Here is a 20,222-nt window from a genome sequence, read left to right as displayed (position 1 = left end):
TGTGCCGCAATACTAGCTCAAGCCGTCTCCTGTAAATCCCCAGCAATGAGCTTGAATTGCTCCAAGGCGGCTTGCAGGTCTTCCACAATTTCTTGCGCAATCACCTCTGGCGGTGGCAGGTTGTCGCTGTCTGCCAAGCTGTCGTCTTTAAGCCAAAAAATATCCAAGCTTGCCTTGTCTCGCGCCATCAGCTCGTCATAGCTGTAACCGCGCCAACGGCCCAATGGGTTTTCTGGCGACCACGTTGCTTGCCGCTTGCGACGGTTGGCCACGTTGTAAAGCTGCACAAACTCATCCAAATCACCGCGCTGCATCGGGCTGGTCTTGAGCGTGAAGTGCATATTGGTGCGCAGGTCATAAATCCAAAGCTGCTTTGTCCAAGGCGTTTTGCTGGCTTCTTTTTTCTCAAAGAAAAGTACATTCGCCTTCACGCCCTGAGCATAAAACAAGCCCGTGGGCAAGCGCAGCAGGGTATGCAGATCGCATTCATGCAGCAGCTTGCGGCGAATCGTTTCGCCCGCGCCGCCTTCGAAGAGCACGTTATCGGGCAAGACCACCGCCGCCCGGCCATTCGTCTCCAACAGCGTTTTGATGTGCTGCACAAAATTGAGCTGCTTGTTGGAGGTCGTCGCCCAAAAATCATCGCGCTCAATGATGTCTTTCTCTGTGCTGGAGCGGCCGTCTTCGCCCACGATCACGGTGCTGCTCTTTTTGCCAAAAGGTGGATTAGCCAACACCAGCGAAAAGCGCTCTCCGGGATCGGCCACCAGCGCATCGCCCACGATCACCGGCACCGATTTTTCTGAGCCAATGCCATGCAGCATCATGTTCATCGCGCACACCCGTGCTGTAGCCTGCACCAGCTCATAGCCCGTGAAAGCCTTCTCCTTCAAGTGCTTGAGCTGATCACGGGTGAGGCTTTTGTTGTGAGAGGTGATGTAGTTGTGTGCTGTGAATAAAAAGCCGCCTGTGCCGCAGGCTGGGTCGCAAATCGTCTCGCCCGGCTGCGGCGCCATGCAGTCCACCATGGCGGCGATCAAAGCGCGGGGCGTGAAGTATTGCCCTGCCCCGCTCTTGGTGTCTTGCGCGTTTTTCTCTAGCAAGCCCTCGTAGGCATCGCCCTTCACATCGGCACCCAAAATCGTCCAAGTCTCGGCGCCAATCAAATCCACAATCACGCGGCGTAGCTTGGCTGGGTCTTGAAACTTGTTTTGCGCCTTACCAAAGATCAGGCCCAGCGTGCCCTTCTCTTGGCCCAGCTTTTCTAGCGCGTGGCGGTAGTGGTCAAACAGCTCATCGCCGTCTTTGTCTAAAAGCGAAGGCCATGCGTAAATAGCGGGCACGATACTCGCTTGGTTATGCGGCGGCTGCGAGCGCTCATCGGCCATTTTGAGGAAGAGCAAATAAGTGAGCTGCTCCACGTAGTCGCCATAGCTCATGCCATCGTCGCGCAGCACGTTGCAGTAATTCCAGAGTTTCTGGACGAGTGTGTTGGTGTTCATCGTGTCATCTTATGGTGTGTTGAAGGCCTTCGCACAAGCCAGCAATGATTTTGGTGGCTGCTCCGATTTCCAAGCGCGATTGCGTTGCCAGCAAACGCACACCGCTGGCGTCAGTTTCTGGCAGCATGATCGCCAATACTCTTTCGGCGGCTTCAGCGCTGAGCAATGGCCTTAGATCGCGTCCGAGCAATCGCGCACTCGTGACCTCGTGCTCGTAATCAGCCGCCTCAAACAATTCTGGGTAATTTTGGGCCGCATGATCGTATTGATCGCAATCGAGATAGCGGCGCAAATAGAGCATCAAATCTCCTGCATCGCGCCCAGGATGCGTGAGTTTGCGGTCTTGCCAAGCCGTGATTTTGAGCAAAGCCAATGCGGGCAAGCTGGGCACGATCAAGCTCACATCGCGCGGCAAGCGCACCTCATGGCCAGACTGCATAGCCTCGCGCATACCAAAGCAATCAAAAATCGTTTCCTCGCCCGGCGGCCAAGCCAAGGTGCGATCGGGCTTTTCTACGCCGCCAAACGGCACGATATCCAGTGGCCTGCCTGAGCGATGCCAGAGCTTGTGAGTCGCTTCTTTGGATCGCGCCTCAAATTGGCCGCCCGAGATCAGCGCCTCGCGCAGCGCAGCAAAAGCAGCCCAATCCTTGACCATCACACCAAAGTCCATATCTTGCGTGAGGCGCTCCGTCTTGATGCCATAGGCATGCAGCAGCATCACATCACGCGCCGCTGCGCCCATCAGAAAAAGCGGCGCATCCAGTTTGGCGGCGGCTTCCTGAAAAGGCCGCACCACATCTGCGAGCGGCTGCAGATCGGGCTTATTGGAAAAGTTGAACAACATGTTCTTCATACAGCCGCTTGGCTGTTTCAATACAACGCGCATCACCTGTGGCCAGCAAATCGGCATACACCAGCACGGGCGGCACGCAAGCCTGCGCCTGCTCGCCAGGAAAATCCCAAAACCGCCTGCGAACCTCCACGGCATCCCGATGCTGCGCATCAGCTTCTTGTCGGAATTTGTATTTGCCAGCCAGCAAGCCGGGCAGCTTCTCGGCGTAAAGCGTCAGCTCCGCTGGCTTGAGATACTGCGTGAGCAGCGCCCCGGCAGGCTCGCCGCCCCATTGCGCAGCATGCGCCGCCAGCGGCCAATCGTGCCAGTCGTCTATCGTCTGCACGAAATAGCGCCCTAGCGCTAGGCGCGGGCGAAGCTGGCGCGCATACGCATCCACCCACAGCGCCAGCAGCCGCTCGCCCTCATTCAGCCGGCGCGTGCCCCGCTTACCTTTGATCTCCGTGATAAAGCCCTGCTGCTGCAAATCCGGCATCACCCAGCCCACCGTGCCATGCGCCACGCCCGCACGGGCAGCCAACTCTCGGTAAGGCAGATTGATCCATTCTGGATGGCATAGCAGCGCAAAAATCACTTGCAAACCCGTCGGCTGAAAAGCGCGGCCAATTTGCGGCGCTTCGGTTTTAAGCACTTGTTTGCGCCCTGTCACGTAAATCAGTGTGCCCGGCTGGCGGATAAAGGCATTGCCCGCTGCATCAACAAACTCGCGCCCCTGCTTGTGCAGAGTCTCGGCTATTTCTGGTGTGATGTAGTCTGCCACCAGCAGGCTCGGCAGGCCATGCTGTGCGGCATGCCGATCCAGCTGGAGCAAAGTCACCCCCAGATTGGCAGGCCGCAACTGGCGCTTGACCACAACCGCATATTGCTGCTGCTTGGGATGCATGCCAATCGTGGCCAGGCCGTCGGCCCCCAACAGATCGCTCTCATTCGCAGCCGCTTGAGCCTTTGCCTCCAGCCCCAAGCCACGCAGAGCCTCTACGGCCGCGTTCAGCAAGTGCGCTTCTTGAATGACAGGCATTTTGTCCATTTAAACGCATTGTCCACGATTATTGGACAAAACACAATAGTGGACAAAACCTGTCCAACGCAATGGTTTGTTCAAAATTTCTGAACATGCTGCAAAAATGAACAGGCCGCCTGCTTTCCGCATAAATTATGCGTCTGCCATCCTATGCAATATGCGTATTGCATATGCCCATTCGCTATTCACGAACAGCGAATGTCAAGCATGGCTACACCCTCAGAATTTAAGCCAAATTGGCCTCTTCCCGGTATAAATACTGCGCAGAGTGCTATCACAAAGATAGCGGTTCCTTCCTGTACTGAAAAATCTGTACATGCGCCTGTTGAGCCCCACAAACACGCACAGACGTAGTAACATCAACCCATGAGCCTCAAAAACTCCAACCCATACCTCCAAAGCCGCACCACGGCTTTGCGCAAAGCTGCACTCAGGGTTTCGGCCCAAACCTCATCTGCAGTGGAAGGCATTCGCGCCCCGTTTACGGCGCAAGCTGGCACTCAAGCGCCTGCTACCCAGAAAAGCTTTATCGCATATTGGCAGCAGCGCGCCGCTTCGAGCGCACGATAATTTTCTCGAACACGGCGGCCAGAGGCAGATAGTCTCGCCCCATCGCGGCATGGATGCCGCCGATGTAAATTCGCCGCCCGCGCCCCAGCATCGGGCTGAAATCTAGCGGCGGCAGGCCTGCCTGCAAGGCCATCAGCAGCGCCAGCAAACGCGCCAAACGCCCGTTGCCTTCGCGAAACGGGTGCACCAAGATCAGCTCCGCATGAACTTCCGCCAAAGCCAGCGCCAATGCAGAATCGTCGCCCACGCGGCAAGGCGTGTGAATTCGCAGCGCGCCTTGCTCAATCTGCGCCATCAATCCAGGAATGAGGCGAGCATGCGCAAACTGGAAACCCCCTTTGCCAATATCCACCGATCGGTATTCACCCGCCCACGGGTAAATCGGGCCAAGCCAGAGCGTATGCAAATCGCAAACATCTTGCGCAGTGAAGCGATGATCGGCATCAAACCGATCCAGCGCCAAATCTTGAGCAATCTCCAGCGCCTGAGATTCCGCCAGATTCATGTCGCGCACACGGACGATGCCCAGCAGATTGCGCAGCACGCGCCCGCGAGAGCCGAGTTCGAACTCGGCCTCAATCCCTGTTGCTTGATAGCGATTGGCTGCCATCGGGCTACTTCTGATCAGTCTGCACGTTCAAATCGCTTGAGTCTGCTCTCTCAACGGCGGGCGATGTTGTTGGCTTTTCAAGAAATACGACCGGATTTTCCGAGAAAAACCTTTCCATTGCGTTTGCTCGTGACCAAAGAAACACAGTGGGAACAACCCAAATTCCAATTGCAAAGAGTACGTATAGGATTCGCGCATCAAGTGCGCCAGGGGTTGGTATCTTAGGCGGTTCATACAACAGCGAAAAGCCCAGTATTAATGCGAGCCAGCACAATTCAATCAAAACAATAAAGATTGAATTGGAATGCTCCCTCAGATGCGTGTAAGTTTCTCGCACGTCTCTATTGCCCTCTTGCCGACGCGCATGAAATAGATATGCATAAAACTGATTGACTTTTGGCTCATCGTACCAAAGCTGCGCCAACACGACATACTGAATTAATCCTATCCATAGGATCGGAGCTCCAAACAGCAATAGGAAAAAAACCGGCGGCGATTTCGCCCCTCCAAGAATTTGATAAAAAAACGAAACCAATGACCAGATACCAAGCGCAAATACAATTGTTTGAGCAATCTGGTAGACCTGACTCGGTGGCCGCACCTTATCGGGCTTGTTTTTTTCGGTCTTTTTAGAGAAATAACGGGAATCAACCGAATCCTCAAGCGTGCTCGGCGGAAAAATCTCCTTATCATGACGGTTCAGATGTAAGCCAAGTGAGGCTGCAACGCAAATAGCAAAGAGAAAAAACAAAATCGCCGATTGCAAGTCGAACGCGGAAAACACACCAGCAAAGCAGATGCTGAAAACGAGAGTAACGATCCATCCTAACCAAAAGTAACGCGAGAAAGAACCAATCCCATCGCGTCGGTATCTGCCCGCATGCAGCACTGTAATCGGAGTGCTTGCAAGGTAACAATAGCCTAACCCAAGCAGCGCCACGACAAATGACGCAGCAGTCCAGTCTAATTTGAGTGATTCTTTATCACCTGTTGAAGCAGCCTTCGTTAATTCAATCCAACTCTTGGCCAAGCCAAAATGCCATGCGAGCACCACAACGCAAAGTGCGCCAACGATAAAACCTAGAAAATAACGCACCAAATAGGATTCCCACCACCGGTTGTTAGCTTGGTCGGGCTTCTTTTCTGAATCGCTCATTTCTATTTAACCTCCTATTGTTGAGTTGGACTTTCACACCAACTGGCTGCCAAAGGCCTTTGCTAACATCGATTGCCGCAACGCCTGCGCGCGCTGGAGGTTGGCGTCAACCTCGGCTTCGACTTCACGGATGATGGACAGGTGGCGATCGACTTCGGCGACGATTCGGGCTTGCTCTGTCTTCGACGGAACACTTATCGGAAGTCGTGAAACTTTTCCGACGCTCAATGTGTGCAACCCGGAAGTAGATGCCGAGACCTGCTCTATCTCATTCCTGCCAACAGGAGACAACATCCAAACCAATGCCCATTCCGGCAATACAGCTTCCCCAAAACGGGCTTTGATCAAGTGATTTTGGTGAACGCAGTTTGGAATTGCGTCATTCCACAGTGCCACGCGCCCAATTTGGTCCGGGCTCCCGTTGCCTTCGACGATCAGCAAATCGCCTTTGCGAACCAACAGCTTTTCCAACTCTCGTTCAGAAACGCCGATGTACACGATTTCATCAAGCCTCAATTCGTTGGCGTACACATTAGCCACACGCAAATAAGGCAACTTCAAAGGAAGATCATTACGCTTTTGGTTCTTTGTGAGGCCGCCAATGATCGCGCCCTCTTCGCCAAGAGTTGACTGCCTCCACCCACCTTCGGTTTCTACGAGGCGGCCTTCGACGGCAGCTTTGAGGATGGAGGCTTTGTAGCGTTTGAGGTTGGCTTTGACGCGCTGGAGGTTGGCGACGGCATCGCCCAAGCGGGAGAACTGCTTTTCGAGTTCGGCAACGATTTCGTATTGCTCTTTAAGCGTGGGAACTTCAATTTTGTGCGCCAGAAAAGGGCCGCGATTAATGTGCTTCATCGTGGAGCCATGCAAGTGCTCCGACTTGATCATTTCCGCGATAGCCTTCTTCAACGTGTAGAAGAGAAACTTCTTCGTGACAACAGACGTGTCTGGCACCACTTTGAAGATGTGCTGATTCAACAATGCAGGCTCGCGATCCCAGATGAATGCGTCAAGAGTCGCAGACCAACTTACCAATATGTCACCAGGGTTCACAACGTAGGCTGAATCTACCGCGCGTGTGGTTTTGTTTAGTGGCTTTGTCGGATTGGTGAGGTTCTGGATTCGGATAATGGGCATTCCGTCATCGCCCCAGTCCGTGGGCTTGAATGCCAAGCCGTTGATGTATTTACCGGTATCTCCTATGGTGCGCGCAGTCCAGGCTTCAGTTGCCACGCTCGTTACCTTTACCTGACTCACGCCGCCAACTCCCGATTCAGTTCCTCAATCACCTTGGGCAGTTCCACGCCGAAGAGCTGGTGCACCTTGCCTAGGCCGCCTTGGGCGTTGAAGGGGGCGTATTCAAAATCGTCTATCTCTAGCCGCAGGTTGGCGGCGATGTGGTCGCGGATCATTTCTAGCCAGTGGATTTGTTCTTGGTTAAAGGGGGCTTCGACAGGCTCAGCCCGAACGGATTTGGGCTGCCCTTCGACAGGCTCAGGGCGAACGGTTTGGTGCTGGGCCAGCCAGGCTTTGAAGTTGGCCTGCACGCGCTCGGGGTAGGGCACGAGCTCATTGGTCTGCTGCATGGCAAAGCGCACGAGGCTGACCAGATCGGTGAGCAGGCGGCGCTGGCTTGCGCCTTTCACGGCGTCTTTGCGCAGGGTGGCGTAGGCTTGCCAGAGCGCACCTTCTTGAATATTGAATGGCGGGGCGTGCAGGGCTTCGGCCAACTCTTTCAACTGCTCAAACATGAGCGGGGCTCGCTGCCTTTCCACCGAATACCGGCGGCTGTAGAGAATTTGCAGCGCGGTGATTTCGTCTTTGTGCTGCGCAATGAAGGCTTCAAAGCTTTGCACCAAAGCTGTGGCGCGGTCGCTGCCTTCGCTAAAAGCCGCGTGGGTGAGCTTGTCTTGCGTGACCACGTCGATCACCAAATCTGCCTTTTGCTTCATTTTTAATAGCACTTCGCGCAGATTTGGTGAGGCGAAGGGCTTGGTTGCTTCACGTAAACGCCCTTCGACAAGCTCAGGGGGAACGGAGTTATCGTTATCATTCGCAAAATTCAAGGCTTGCACGAGGCCGCTGGCCAAATCGCGCAGGGTTTTGCCGCCGGAGAGCTCTTTCACCTTCTCGCGGTCAGATTCGCTCGCGTCTTTATCCAGCCGGGCTAGGCGGGCGGCGATGCTGCTTAGCACTTCGTCTTCTACGTTTCCTAAGCTCACGGCTTGCAAGAGCTTATCGAGCGGCACGCTCTTTTTGCTGTCCATGGGGCGGCTGTCGGTTTTGTCGCGCTCGCAGACGCCCACGCAATCGACGATGACGAAATGGTCTTTCTTCACGCCCTCGCCGGGGTTGACGCTGCGCAAATCATCGTCTTTACACACGCGCACGCCTCGGCCTTTCATCTGCTCGAAGAAGCTGCGGCTTTTGACGCTGCGCATGAAAACGACGATTTCCACCGGCTTGATATCCGTGCCCGTGGCGATCATGTCTACCGTGACGGCCACGCGGGGGTAGTAGCCAGTGCGGAAGTCTTTGATGAGCTGCTCGGGGCTGGTGCCGCCGCCTTGGGCGCTGCGGTAGGTGATCTTCTGAGCAAACTCGTTGCCTCGGCCAAACTCTTCGCGCAGGATTTCAACGATTTTTTCGGCGTGGTTGTCGTCTTTGGCAAAGATCAGGGTTTTGGGCAGCTCTTGCCGCTGGGGAAACATCGCAGGCTGCCAGTTGTCGCGCAGGGTGCGCACCACGGTGCGGATCTGATCAGGCGTTTGCACGGCGCGGTCTAGCTCATCGGGTTGGTATTCAAAATCATCATCGAGCTGCCAAGCGGCGCGGCGGCGAGTGGCTTTGTCTTGGGTTTCGAGCCAAAAGCCCTTTTCTACCTTTGCGCCCTGCTCGCCCACCTCGGTTTTGATGCGATAAACGTCGTAATTCACGTTCACGCCATCGGCCACGGCTTGGGCATGGCCGTATTCCATGACGAGGTTTTGGTTGAAGAAGCCGAAGGTTTGCTTATTTGGGGTGGCGGTCAGGCCAATCAAGTAAGCATCAAAGTATTCGAGCACCTGACGCCAGAGGTTGTAAATACTGCGGTGCGCTTCGTCGGTGACGACGATATCGAAGCTCTCAATGGGGATGGCTGGGTTATAGCCAATGGGCTCGGGGTCTTTGAAGAGGGTTTCTATTTTTTCGGTGGATTCTTCGTCGGCTTCTTCGGGCAGCTCGCGGCCTTTGAGCATGCTGAACATGCGCTGAATCGTGCAAATCACCACGCGGGCGGACGGATCAAGCTGGTTGCTTTGCAGATGCTGAACGATGTATTCCTCGCCGAATTTGTAGTTGTTGTAGGGTGAGGCGTAGGCATCAAACTCTTTTTTGGTTTGGCGGGCGAGGTTGCCCCTATCTACCAAGAAGAGCACGCGGCGCGCACCGCCGAATTTGATGAGGCGGTAGATGAAGCCGATGCTGGTAAAGGTTTTGCCGCTGCCGGTGGCCATTTGGATCAGGGCTTTGGGTTTGTTGGCGGCTAGGCTCTTTTCTAGGTTTTCAATGGCGGTGATCTGCGCAGGCCAAAGCTTGAAGCTCGCGCCGCCCGCGCCCCATTCGGTGACGAGCTTGGGCATAGATTGCAAGCGATACAAAAAGGTGGCGGGCGCTTCGTTGGCAGCCAAAGCTGCCGGGCCGCTGCCCGTGCTGAGCACGGTGGTTTGCGGCAGGAGCTTGAGCCATTGGCGCAGCAGCTCAGGGCGGAAGAAGGCAAACACGCTTCTGGCTCGCGGAGAGGGGTCAAGCCCGTTGGTGAAATGCGTTTCCACGCCCGTGGATTCCCACACGAAGGGCAGCGGCCGGCTCCATGCGGGCAAGCTGGCGGGCAGACCTTGGGCATAGCGGCTGCTTTGCAGCTCCACGCCGCTGAGCGTGGCGCCCTCTTTCTTGGCTTCGATGACGCCGCAGGCTTTGCCATCGATATACAACAGGTAATCCGCAAAGCCGTGGCCGGCTTCCAGCTGAAATTCGCGAATGGCCACGCCGAGCGCTGCATGGATATTGGCTTGCTTTAAATCCTGCACGGCCCAACCCGCTGCAACGAGCAGCGCGTCAATGCTTTGTCGAGCGCGGGCTTCTGGCGTCAAATCTGGCCTCCTTGACGCATTCTATGCACAAAGTCTCACAAATCGGACAGCTTTTGTGCATGCGACAATTCTGACCATCCTGCAACTGATCGCTAACTACAAAGGTACACCATGGGCTTTCTAACCGGCAAAAAACTGCTTATTACTGGCGTCTTGTCAAACCGCTCTATCGCTTACGGTATTGCCAAGGCCTGCCACCGTGAAGGTGCAGAGCTCGCCTTCTCTTATGTAGGAGAGCGCTTCAAGGATCGCATCACGGAATTTGCGGCAGATTTTGATTCGAAGCTGATTTTTGATTGTGATGTGGGCTCGGATGAGCAGATTGCGAAGATGTTTGCGGATCTGTCTGCCACTTGGCCGAAGTTTGATGGCTTTGTGCATGCGATTGGCTTTGCGCCACGCGAGGCGATTGCGGGCGATTTTCTGGATGGCCTCACGCGCGAGGCTTTCAAAATTGCGCATGATATTTCGGCCTACAGTTTCCCTGCGATGGCCAAGGCTTGCTTGCCGATGCTGAATGACAAATCTTCTGTGCTCACGCTCACGTATTTGGGCGCGGAGCGCGTGGTGCCGAACTACAACACCATGGGCTTGGCCAAGGCTTCGCTAGAGGCGAGCGTGCGCTATCTGGCTGAATCTCTCGGCGCACAAAATCGCGGCATGCGAGCCAACGGTATCAGCGCGGGCCCGATCAAAACTTTGGCGGCCAGCGGCATCAAGGGCTTTGGAAAAATCCTCTCAGTGGTGGCAGAAAATTCACCGATTCGCCGCAATGTGACGATTGACGATGTGGGCAATGTGGCCGCCTTCTTGCTGAGCGATTTAGCGGCAGGCGTGAGCGCTGAGATCACCTATGTCGATGGCGGCTTCAGCAATGTGGTGGGTGGAATTGCAGAGCCTGCTAGCGAGTAGTTTTTAAGCGTTTTAGGCCGATCGCCGGCATACAGACTGCGCGAAGTGCTATCAATAATATAGCAATTAACTATTGGCTGTTGTCTCTAACCGGTAGGCCTCTTGCTCGAAACAATTGGCAAGATAAGCATCCTCACCTTTGAGCCAAGCCCACAGGCTGGCTAGGGGATAGGCCAGCAGCAGCAGCGCGCCCCAGCGTTCAAACTGCTTCACGTGCACACGCTCGTGCGCATGCCAGCGCTGCAAATCTTCTGCGCGCAGCGCGAAGATCACGTGCCCCAAAGTGATGGCGGCGAAAGGCTGATGGCGATCCAGCCAACGCATCAAATCGCTATCCGATTTGAGGCAGCATTCCAGCGCGCCAGCGCGCCAACGCAGCTGCCCGCCTGAGAGCAGCGCTGCCGAGCACAGCATCAGCCCCAGCGCAGAGCATGGCGCAGCCCAAAGCAGACGGCTGGCAGGAAAGATTAGACGCAAGTGGCTCAATATCCTTTCACAACGCATGAGTGATTGTTTGAGACGACTTTATGATGCTTTTTGGCCTATTGACGGCATAGAATCTGCGCAAGGTGTTATCAAAATAATAGCTCCCAAGTTCGCATCATCATTTAGGCTTCCATTGATTGGCACGCAAATTGTCTTGCGCCAAGCGCGCTGTCTCGGCGATGCGGGCAGCGCGCGTCTGAGCACGTTTGGCTTGCGCAATCCATTCCAGAATGCCGCGCTTGGCAGAGCGCGGGAAAGCCTCAAAATTTTGCGCTGCGTTTTTGTACGACGCCAAAGCAGCCGCAAGATCAGCATCCACCACCAAATCTTCGACCGCATCCAGCGAGGCCCATGAGCCATCTTGCTTGGCAGCTTCAATTCTCGCCAAACCTGCTGGCTGCATGAGATCAGCCGCGATCAAGCGCGCCACACGCTCCTTATTCGGCCGAGACCAGCCCGAGCGAGCTTTGCGCGGCGCAAACCATAGCTTGGTGCGCTCCTCATCGACCTTGCCCGGCTTGCTATCCACCCAACCAAAGCACAGCGCCTCCTCCACCGCCTCATGGTATTCAATGCGTGGCTTACCTGCGGCCTTTTTGTAAGTGATCAGCCAAACGCCTTCAGTGCGCTCATGGTGCTTCGCGAGCCACGCACGCCAAGCTGCGCGAGTTGCCGGTTGAACGCTGTCTTCCATGCCATCAACCCGTCAGCAACACCACTGCCCTCGCCTCCATGCTCTGGCCTTGGCCCACAGGCCCCAAGTGTTCGAAGGTTTTGGCTTTGATATTGATTTGGCTCTCACTCACGGCAAGCGCCTTGGCAATACGGCTTTTCATCGCAGGCAGGTGAGGCGCTAGCTTCGGCGCTTGGGCAATCACCGTACTATCCAAGTTACCCAGCTCGTAGCCCGCCTCGCGAACGCGGCGCATTGCCTCGGCCAGCAGCGCGATCGAGTCTGCGCCTTTAAACGCCACATCCGTATCTGGAAAATGCTTTCCAATATCGCCCAAAGCAGCCGCGCCCAGCAGCGCATCAGTGATGGCATGGCAAAGCAAATCAGCATCGGAATGGCCGAGCAAACCTTTGTCAAACGGAATCTCCACGCCGCCGATGATGAGCTTGCGGCCGGGCACGAGTTGATGCGTGTCCCAGCCCTCGCCAATACGAATGCGTGGAGAAGGTGATGCAGCGGATGAAGTCATCCCGCTATTATGAAGGCCAAGAATGAGGGCTTAAGCCGGTCGGCTGAGCGCAGCCATCAGCATCTCTGCGGTCATCGACCATTCAGAGTCTTGCGCCACCGCTTCTTGCAGAAAACTGCGCTGGCTATCGCTCCAAATCGGCGCTTGCACCAAACCGCAATCGCGGCACACGCCATCGTGTTGGCTGATAAACAGATCTATCGAGGTTTGATCGTAAGGCAGCCCCAGCTGCTTGAACAATTCGCTCATGGTTTTGGCAGTCATTTCGGGCTCCTTGTATCGTCTTGAGCTATTGTGCATCGCAGAGAGATCTTGCGCACAGGAAAAGGCTAAGCCCTTCGCGAGAGCAACACGGCTTCAGCCAAAGCAAAGTCTTCCGGATAAGTGACTTTGAAATTTTGCGCACTGCCGGGCACCAGTTTTGGCGCTAAGCCCATCGCCTCCAAAGCGCTGGCTTCATCCGTCACTGTATCGCCCGCTGCTTCCAGCGCTTGCATAAGCTGGCCAATGCGAAACATCTGCGGCGTTTGTGCGAGCCATTTGTCTGATCGATCCACCGTGGCACTCACCCGCCCTGCGCTTTCTTGCTTCAACGTGTCAGGCAGCTTCAAAGCCATCAGGCCGCCGACCCTATCGTTCGAGCAAGCATCGATCACCGCATGGATTTGCTGCGGCGTGATCAAGCAGCGCGCCGCATCATGCACCAACGCCCAATCGGATGGCAAGGCGCCGTGCGCCAGCAAGGCATTTAAGCCCTGAAAAACAGTGATTGCCCGCGTACTTCCTGCGCGAGCAGCTATGAAAAAAGTAGCATCTGGCAGTTTCACTTGAGCTTCAAACAAAGCATCCTCTGGCGAAATCACCACCACAATAGCCGTTAAGCGAGGCACGGCGGCAAACGCTGCCAAGGTGTGCGCCACCATCGGCCTGCCCGCGATCTCCCGATACTGCTTTGGCAAACCCTCACCCGAGCGCGAGCCCACGCCACCGCAGGGAATCAGCGCAAAAATTCGGGGCATTGATGGAGCAGACATCTTCCGATTGTATGAGCCGATAAAATCAACGTATTGCAACCCCGCTTTGAAAAAAGCGGGGTATTTGGCTTTTTTGCGAACGAAAACAATGGATTTCCCCAAACTCACCGCCGGCAAGCGATACACGATGCCGCGCCCTGTCTCTAGCAGCGATGCGCTGATGCTCTCCCAATTCGCGCATGAGCAAAAGCTGCGTGGCCACATCACGGCCATCGTGTGCGCGGATGCAGCGGATGCGCAGCGCTTAGCCGATGAGATCGCTTTCTTTCAGCCCAGCTTGCGCGGCGTGATGTTTCCAGATTGGGAGACGCTGCCGTACGACACATTTTCCCCCCACCAAGACTTGATCTCCGAGCGCTTGGCCACGCTTTGGCGCATTCTGCAAAGCAAAGATCGCAGCCACCCTGAAGCAGTGGACGTGCTCTTCATCCCCGCCACTACTGCGCTCTACCGCATCGCCCCACCGAGCTTTTTAGCGGCCACCACCTTCCAATTCAAAACCAAGCAAAAGCTCGACGAAGCCAAATTCAAAGCTCAGCTCACGCTCGCTGGCTACAACCATGTGAGCCAGGTGGTCAGCCCCGGTGAATATGCTGTGCGCGGTGGCTTGATTGATCTCTTCCCCATGGGCAGCCAAGTGCCTTATCGCGTGGATCTGATTGACGACGAGATTGATTCCATCCGCACCTTCGATCCAGATTCACAACGCAGCCTCTATCCTGTGCCCGAAGTGCGCCTACTGCCAGGCAGAGAATTTCCGCTGCATGACGATGCGCGCAAGCAATTTCGCACGCAATGGCGCGAGTTGCTTGAGGGCGACCCAACAAAGAGTCGGATTTACAAAGACATGGCCGCCGGCATGGCCACGGCTGGCATTGAGTATTACCTGCCGCTCTTCTTCGACGAGCTGGCCACGATCTTTGATTACATGAAAGACGCGACACTGGTGCTGCATGGCGATGTGCAGCAAAGCTTTGATCGCTTCTGGCAAGACGCTAAAGAGCGCTACACCATGAGCCAAGGTGATCCTGAGCGCCCTGCTCTGCCGCCCAGCTCGCTCTTTCTCTCTAGCGAGCAGTTTTATGGATTTTGCAATGCTTTTGAGCAGTTAGCCCTCAAGGATACTGCGCAAGATGCTACTGAATTTATAGCATCTAGCTTGCCATACCTCGCCTCGCAGCGCGACACAGAAGAGCCCCTGATCCAGCTCAAAGCGCATATTCAAACCACCAAGCATCGCGTCTTGATCGCAGCGGAGAGCGAGGGCCGGCGCGAAAGCTTGATGGATTTCCTTCGCGCCAGCCATATCGTGCTGCCGGTGTTTGATAGCTTGGAAGAGTTCCAAGCCAGTGACGAAAAAGCGGGCATGGCCGTTGCACCACTTGCCTCTGGCTTTGCTTGGAATGAAGGCGCGATTGATTTCATCACCGAGACCGAGCTCTTTGCTGCCGCTGGCACAGTGCGCCGAAGAAAAAAGCAAGAGCAAGCCAGCGATGTGGAAGCGCTGATCAAGGACCTCTCTGAGCTCAAAGTCGGCGATCCCGTTGTGCACACACAGCACGGCATTGGGCGCTACAAAGGCTTGGTCAATCTCGATGTGGGGCAGAAAAATCCTGATGGCAGCACAGCCGTGCAAGAGTTTTTGCATCTGCTCTATGCGGACGATGCAACGCTTTACGTGCCCGTGAGCCAACTTCACTTGATTGGTCGATACACAGGCGTATCAGCCGATGAAGCCCCGCTGCACAAGCTCGGCTCTGGCCAATGGGAAAAAGCACGCCGAAAAGCCGCTGAGCAAGTGCGCGACACGGCCGCTGAGCTGCTCAACATCTACGCCCGCCGCGCCACACGTCAAGGTCATGCGTTCAAATATTCACCGGATGACTACGAGCGCTTTGCCAAAGATTTCGGCTTTGAAGAAACGCCCGATCAGCGCGCGGCCATTCATGCCGTGATCCAAGACATGATCTCGCCTCGCCCGATGGATCGCTTGGTCTGCGGCGATGTGGGCTTTGGTAAAACCGAAGTGGCTTTGCGTGCAGCCTTCGTCTGCATTACGGGCGGCAAGCAAGTCGCCCTGCTAGCGCCGACGACGCTCTTGGCTGAGCAGCATTTCCACACGCTCACTGATCGCTTCTCCAAATGGCCGGTGAAGGTGATGGAGATGAGCCGATTTCGCTCTGCCAAAGAAATCACCGCTGCGCAAAAAGGTATCGCGGATGGCAGCGTAGACATCATCGTGGGCACACACAAGCTGCTTTCTGAAAAAACCCAGTTCAAGAATCTCGGGCTACTCATCATCGACGAAGAACACCGCTTTGGCGTGCGCCACAAAGAAGCCATGAAAGCCTTCCGCGCCGAGGTCGATGTGCTCACGCTGACTGCAACCCCCATCCCTCGCACCATGGGCATGGCGCTGGAAGGTATCCGCGATCTAAGCGTGATCGCAACAGCACCGCAGCGCCGCTTGGCCATCCGCACCTTTGTGCGCAACGAAGGCACGGGCGTGATTCGCGAGGCCGTGCTGCGCGAATTGAAGCGTGGCGGGCAGGTTTACTTCTTGCACAACGAAGTGGAGACGATTGAAAACCGCCGCCAAAAGCTCGAAGACATCCTGCCCGAAGCACGCATCGCCGTGGCGCACGGCCAAATGCCCGAGCGCCAGCTTGAGCGCGTGATGCGAGATTTCGTAGCGCAGCGCTTTAATATCTTGCTCTGCTCCACCATCATCGAGACGGGCATTGACGTGCCCAGCGCCAACACGATTGTGATTTCTCGCGCTGATAAGTTTGGCCTTGCTCAATTGCACCAGCTGCGAGGCCGTGTCGGCCGCAGCCATCATCAAGCCTATGCCTATCTCATGGTGCCCGACACCGAGAGCCTGACCAAGCAAGCCACGCAGCGCTTGGAAGCGATTCAGCAAATGGAAGAACTCGGCTCAGGCTTTTATCTGGCCATGCATGATTTGGAGATTCGCGGCGCAGGCGAAGTGCTCGGCGACAACCAAAGCGGCAACATGCTCGAAGTGGGCTTCCAGCTCTACAACGAAATGTTGGCCGAAGCTGTGCGCAGCTTGAAGGAAGGCAAAGAGCCTGATTTGCTCTCGCCACTGGCTGCAGCAACGGAGATTAACTTGCATTCACCTGCGCTCATGCCCAACGACTATTGTGGTGATGTGCATCTTCGTCTCTCGTTTTACAAAAAGCTCGCCACAGCGAAAACCAATGAGCAGATCGACTCCCTCGTAGAAGAGCTGGTGGATCGCTTTGGCAAATTGCCGCAGCCTACCGCCACACTGATCGATGTGCACCGCCTGCGCGTGCTCTCTCAGCCCTTCGGTGTGCAAAAAGTAGAAGCTGCGCCAGCAGTGATCACCATTACTTTCAAGAAAAATGCCCCGATTGACCCCATGAGTATCGTGCGCCTGATCCAGAAAAACCGACACATCAAACTCGCTGGCAACGAAAAGCTGCGCATCGAGCGCGAGCTGGCCGAACCGAAAGACCGCGCGCAAATGGTGCGAGATGTGCTGCGCAGTTTGGGATCACCCGCCAAGGAAGTTGTCGCTTGAGTGATGCGCCCTCTGGCTTGAAAAGGCAGCAGCCCTACGCGCCGCCGCCCGATACGGGTTTGCAGATCATCTACGAAGATGCGGATTTGATCGCTATCGACAAACCCGCAGGACTGCTGTCTGTGCCGGGGCGTGGTGCGCTACTGCAAGACTGCGCCTTGCATCGCGTGTTAGCTCGCTATCCATCCGCATTGCTCGTGCATCGGCTGGATGAGGCGACCAGCGGTTTACTGCTGTTTGCTTTATCGCCTGCTGTACAAAAAGCTTTGAGCGCGGCATTCGAAACCCGAAAAATACACAAGACGTATCACGCTTGGGTGCACGGCACAGACCTGCCGCAAAGCGGTGTGATCGATGCACCGATTGCTGCAGATTGGCCCCATCGACCTTTGCGCAAGATTGATATCCATGCGGGACAAGCAGCCCGCACACCATTCTACTTACTATCAAAAAATGAGCACTCTGCGCAAGCTTTATGCCGGCTAGAGCCAGAAACAGGCCGTACGCATCAGCTCAGGGTGCATATGCAGCACATCGGACATCCGATTGTGGGCGACAAGCTCTATGGCTTACCTCAGGATGAAACTCATCGGTTGATGCTGCATGCCAGTGGCTTGAAATTTTTGCATCCTGCAGCTGATGCACGCTTGATGGAGCTCGATTGCCCCGCTGCGTTTTAAGACCCTGAACGCGTTTCGCCCACGCTGTTGCGCAATGCGGTTTGTGCCACAGCATCCAGCGCTTTGTCTACCATTCTTCCGTCTGATACCAAACGAATCAGGCCTTGTGAGCAGAGCTTGTCCATCGTGCGCTTGCTCATGGAATGGGCTTTGCCACCACGTGAGACAAACATGAACAGCGTACGCATGGGAGAAGCCCAAGTCAGTTGCGCGCGCACCCATGCGCCATCGAGCATGAGCTCAACCCATGAACCAATTGGAATCGTGACCGTGGCTTCTGGCGTGAGTGCAATCAAATCTGCGGCAGGTACTGCTGTGCTCACATCCAGCGGCATCACCGCCTGCTGATTGACAAAACCTGCACCCGATACTTCACTCTGCGCCAGCCACACGCCATCATGCGCATCTTTAGGATTTTGATACGAGGATGGAAAATCATCAAACAAGCTATCAGATTCAGGCTCGGGCTCGGGCTCGGGCTCGGGCTCCACGGGTTGGGGCGTTTGCTCAGCATCGAGCGGTGTCAAAGGCGCGCGCGCGCTAGCGGCATACAACGCCTCCAATTCAGCGCGATCAGCGGCAGCTTGTGCTTCATCCAACTGCGAAGCAGTCGCGTCTTCGACCTGCAAGCCTTGCGCATCTTTGGCTTGTTCGGCCGCTTTGGCTGCATCAGCAGCTTGCTGCCGACCACCTTCCAGCGCCACTTCATGCAGCTCGATCAGCTCTGCAAAGAAATCTGTGATGCGCTCGGGCGGAAACTCAATGATGGCTAAGCCCTGTCGCAGTTTAGCCAGCATTCCAGGGATCAGCTGCACCAAGCGCTTGCGGTTGCGCTTCGCCTTGGAGGGTTGAACGCTCCAGAACAGCTCTGCCACCAATCCTTGGTAGCCTTGCGGATCTGTGCGTCCATCGGTGCAGCGCAGCTGGCTCTCGGCCACAGCGTGTGCCCAAGGGCCACAGACAAAATCCAAGACCATCTGCGGCATATCGACGCCTTCGGCCTGCTGGCGAAACTCTTGCGCTACATACTGTGCAATGGTGTTACGTTGCTCCGCGTGCAAGAGCGCACGAGCCGCTTCTTCGCGCCGCACATTTTCTTGCGCATCCAATTTCGCCCAAAGAGCGGACAAGCGATCCATCACATCGCCAAAAGCCAGTTGTATCGTCTCACCAGCATCTGTTTTCTTGTGCAGCAGAGCAATGCTCTGCTCGACGGATTGCAAGAAAGGCTCATAGCCCTCCTCACGTTCGTGAGAGAAGCCCAGACTGCGATTGGTCACCGCATCCAAAAATTGACGTGCGGCATGCTGTTTGTCACTGAAGAAGCGGCCGTCATCCTGCGCGATCTTCATCAAGGTGTTCTCAAGCGTTTGCAATTGCGCACGCACGCGCGGTAGCAAGCGCTCATCTTGGATCAGGTTGTCCAGCATGAGGCGTACGACTTCTTCGCCCAGCTGCTTGCCCAGCTCACGGCCATCTTTGAGCGCCATGCGTGCTTGCGCTGCTTTGCGCCTGGCATCTTCTTGGGGATTGTCTTTGGTGTCTTTGGCTTTTTTCTCTAGCCGTTGCACCATGGCTTCGACTTGGCGCATGTCTTGCAATGCCACAACGGAAGCAGGCACGGTATGAAGGAAATCTTGTCTGCGATGAGAGTCGTTGTCGAGTTCGCCAGAGAGCAGGCGACGCAATTTATCCAAAGTGAGCAAGGTGCGCGCCACCGAATTGCTGACCGAGGAAGGATTGGCCTTTGCCACGCTGGGCAAATTGGCAGGCTGTGCGCTTGGCGCCTCTTCCACACCGTAGGATTTGAGCCATTGGCATAGCTCAGCATACAGTTTGCGCTGCAACACACCCAGGCGTGCAGCTGCATGGCCGATGATGGCACCGCGAATCTCCACATCAGTCACTTGGCTAGTGATGCAATCGCGCAGCGCGCGCGCAAACATTTCTGGGCGAAGCGGATTGATTTGTGGCTGCACCGTGATCCAGCCCAGCAGGGAGCTGATGAGCGCATCCATCGTGGGCATGATCTCGTCTGTCAGCAGCGTGATTTCCTGCAATGCACCGGCAACTTCGATACTTTCATCCAGATCTTCTTCTTCGAAGAGCTTGAGGTCTTCAAAGCGCATCATTTGCGGCGCTTGGGTTGATGTGCCTACGCCGAGAAATACGTAGTAGCGCAATCTCTCTACAAATACTTCGATAGCTTTCTGTTTATTAGAGATCAGCAACTGAACCACGGCTTGTACGACAGGCGGGAAATTGGGCTTGACCATGCCAATGCCCTTGGCGGGCTTGTCATCTCTGCCGCCCAGGGATTCGATCACTTTATCAATCAAATTAGGCGCCTGATCCATCACCACGTCTAAGGTCTGGCGTAGCGTGACGCGCGCGCCAAATGGCTCGTCAATCACACCTAACGGACGGGGCTTAGAAGATGCCATGATGCGAAAAAATGTACCTTTGTCTTAGAAATAAAAATCGCAGAT

Annotated in this window: 16 protein-coding genes; 3 read left to right on the top strand and 13 right to left on the bottom strand. The window is 55.5% G+C overall.

Features of this window, described 5'->3' with window-relative positions:
* Window positions 1-17 precede the first annotated feature (17 nt).
* The 7 genes from KIH26_RS04995 to KIH26_RS04965 form a co-directional block, all read right to left on the bottom strand.
* Window positions 18-1,502, bottom strand: a complete 1,485-nt coding sequence (locus tag KIH26_RS04995; RefSeq protein WP_213443057.1) for a type I restriction-modification system subunit M — start codon at window positions 1,500-1,502, stop codon at window positions 18-20.
* A gap of 4 nt (window positions 1,503-1,506) precedes the next feature.
* Window positions 1,507-2,349, bottom strand: a complete 843-nt coding sequence (locus KIH26_RS04990; RefSeq protein ID WP_213443055.1) for a nucleotidyl transferase AbiEii/AbiGii toxin family protein — start codon at window positions 2,347-2,349, stop codon at window positions 1,507-1,509.
* Complete coding sequence (locus KIH26_RS04985) at window positions 2,327-3,376, bottom strand: type IV toxin-antitoxin system AbiEi family antitoxin (protein WP_213443053.1); 1,050 nt, start codon at window positions 3,374-3,376, stop codon at window positions 2,327-2,329. Before KIH26_RS04985 ends, KIH26_RS04990 begins: the two co-directional genes overlap by 23 nt.
* A 529-nt stretch (window positions 3,377-3,905) precedes the next feature.
* Complete coding sequence (locus KIH26_RS04980) at window positions 3,906-4,559, bottom strand: Fic/DOC family protein (protein ID WP_213443051.1); 654 nt, start codon at window positions 4,557-4,559, stop codon at window positions 3,906-3,908.
* A 4-nt stretch (window positions 4,560-4,563) separates the two neighbouring features.
* On the bottom strand, window positions 4,564-5,715 hold the full coding sequence (locus tag KIH26_RS04975; protein WP_213443048.1) for a hypothetical protein: 1,152 nt from the start codon (window positions 5,713-5,715) through the stop codon (window positions 4,564-4,566).
* Between the two features lie 33 nt (window positions 5,716-5,748).
* On the bottom strand, window positions 5,749-6,948 hold the full coding sequence (locus KIH26_RS04970; protein WP_213443047.1) for a restriction endonuclease subunit S: 1,200 nt from the start codon (window positions 6,946-6,948) through the stop codon (window positions 5,749-5,751).
* 20 nt (window positions 6,949-6,968) lie between these two features.
* A complete protein-coding gene (locus KIH26_RS04965; protein WP_213443045.1) occupies window positions 6,969-9,848 on the bottom strand; it encodes a type I restriction endonuclease subunit R in 2,880 nt (959 codons plus the stop codon).
* 111 nt (window positions 9,849-9,959) lie between these two features.
* Between KIH26_RS04965 and fabI the strand changes: the two genes are divergently transcribed.
* Entirely contained in the window at window positions 9,960-10,760 is an 801-nt protein-coding gene (fabI, locus tag KIH26_RS04960; protein ID WP_213443043.1) for an enoyl-ACP reductase FabI, read from the top strand.
* A gap of 66 nt (window positions 10,761-10,826) precedes the next feature.
* On the opposite strand, the gene KIH26_RS04955 is transcribed toward fabI, so the two are convergent.
* From KIH26_RS04955 to ispD, 5 genes are all read right to left on the bottom strand, one after another.
* Window positions 10,827-11,237, bottom strand: a complete 411-nt coding sequence (locus KIH26_RS04955) for a signal peptide prediction (protein ID WP_249660959.1) — start codon at window positions 11,235-11,237, stop codon at window positions 10,827-10,829.
* Between the two features lie 127 nt (window positions 11,238-11,364).
* Window positions 11,365-11,940, bottom strand: coding sequence for a YdeI/OmpD-associated family protein (locus KIH26_RS04950; protein WP_213443039.1), 576 nt, complete (start codon window positions 11,938-11,940; stop codon window positions 11,365-11,367).
* A 4-nt stretch (window positions 11,941-11,944) separates the two neighbouring features.
* Complete coding sequence (gene ispF, locus KIH26_RS04945) at window positions 11,945-12,448, bottom strand: 2-C-methyl-D-erythritol 2,4-cyclodiphosphate synthase (protein WP_213443037.1); 504 nt, start codon at window positions 12,446-12,448, stop codon at window positions 11,945-11,947.
* Window positions 12,449-12,478: 30 nt separating this feature from the next.
* A complete protein-coding gene (locus KIH26_RS04940; protein ID WP_213443028.1) occupies window positions 12,479-12,712 on the bottom strand; it encodes a DUF2789 family protein in 234 nt (77 codons plus the stop codon).
* A 65-nt stretch (window positions 12,713-12,777) separates the two neighbouring features.
* Entirely contained in the window at window positions 12,778-13,482 is a 705-nt protein-coding gene (gene ispD, locus KIH26_RS04935; protein WP_213443026.1) for a 2-C-methyl-D-erythritol 4-phosphate cytidylyltransferase, read from the bottom strand.
* Window positions 13,483-13,570: 88 nt separating this feature from the next.
* Here ispD and mfd point away from each other — a divergent pair, with 88 nt between their 5' ends.
* Both mfd and KIH26_RS04925 read left to right on the top strand, forming a co-directional pair.
* Window positions 13,571-17,053 carry a transcription-repair coupling factor gene (mfd, locus tag KIH26_RS04930; protein WP_213443024.1) on the top strand — a complete coding sequence of 1,161 codons (3,483 nt, stop codon included), beginning with the start codon at window positions 13,571-13,573 and terminating at the stop codon, window positions 17,051-17,053.
* Complete coding sequence (locus KIH26_RS04925; RefSeq protein WP_249660958.1) at window positions 17,050-17,733, top strand: RluA family pseudouridine synthase; 684 nt, start codon at window positions 17,050-17,052, stop codon at window positions 17,731-17,733. Before mfd ends, KIH26_RS04925 begins: the two co-directional genes overlap by 4 nt.
* On the opposite strand, the gene KIH26_RS04920 is transcribed toward KIH26_RS04925, so the two are convergent.
* A complete protein-coding gene (locus KIH26_RS04920; RefSeq protein ID WP_213443022.1) occupies window positions 17,730-20,177 on the bottom strand; it encodes a DUF1631 family protein in 2,448 nt (815 codons plus the stop codon). The genes KIH26_RS04925 and KIH26_RS04920 overlap by 4 nt on opposite strands.
* Between the last annotated feature and the right edge of the window lie 45 nt (window positions 20,178-20,222).

Origin of the sequence: Variovorax sp. PCZ-1, assembly GCF_018413605.1 — a bacterium.
Lineage (GTDB): Bacteria > Pseudomonadota > Gammaproteobacteria > Burkholderiales > Burkholderiaceae_C > JANMDU01.
The sequence above is the reverse complement of the archived record's forward strand: the minus strand, read 5'-3'. Positions and strand labels throughout refer to the sequence as shown.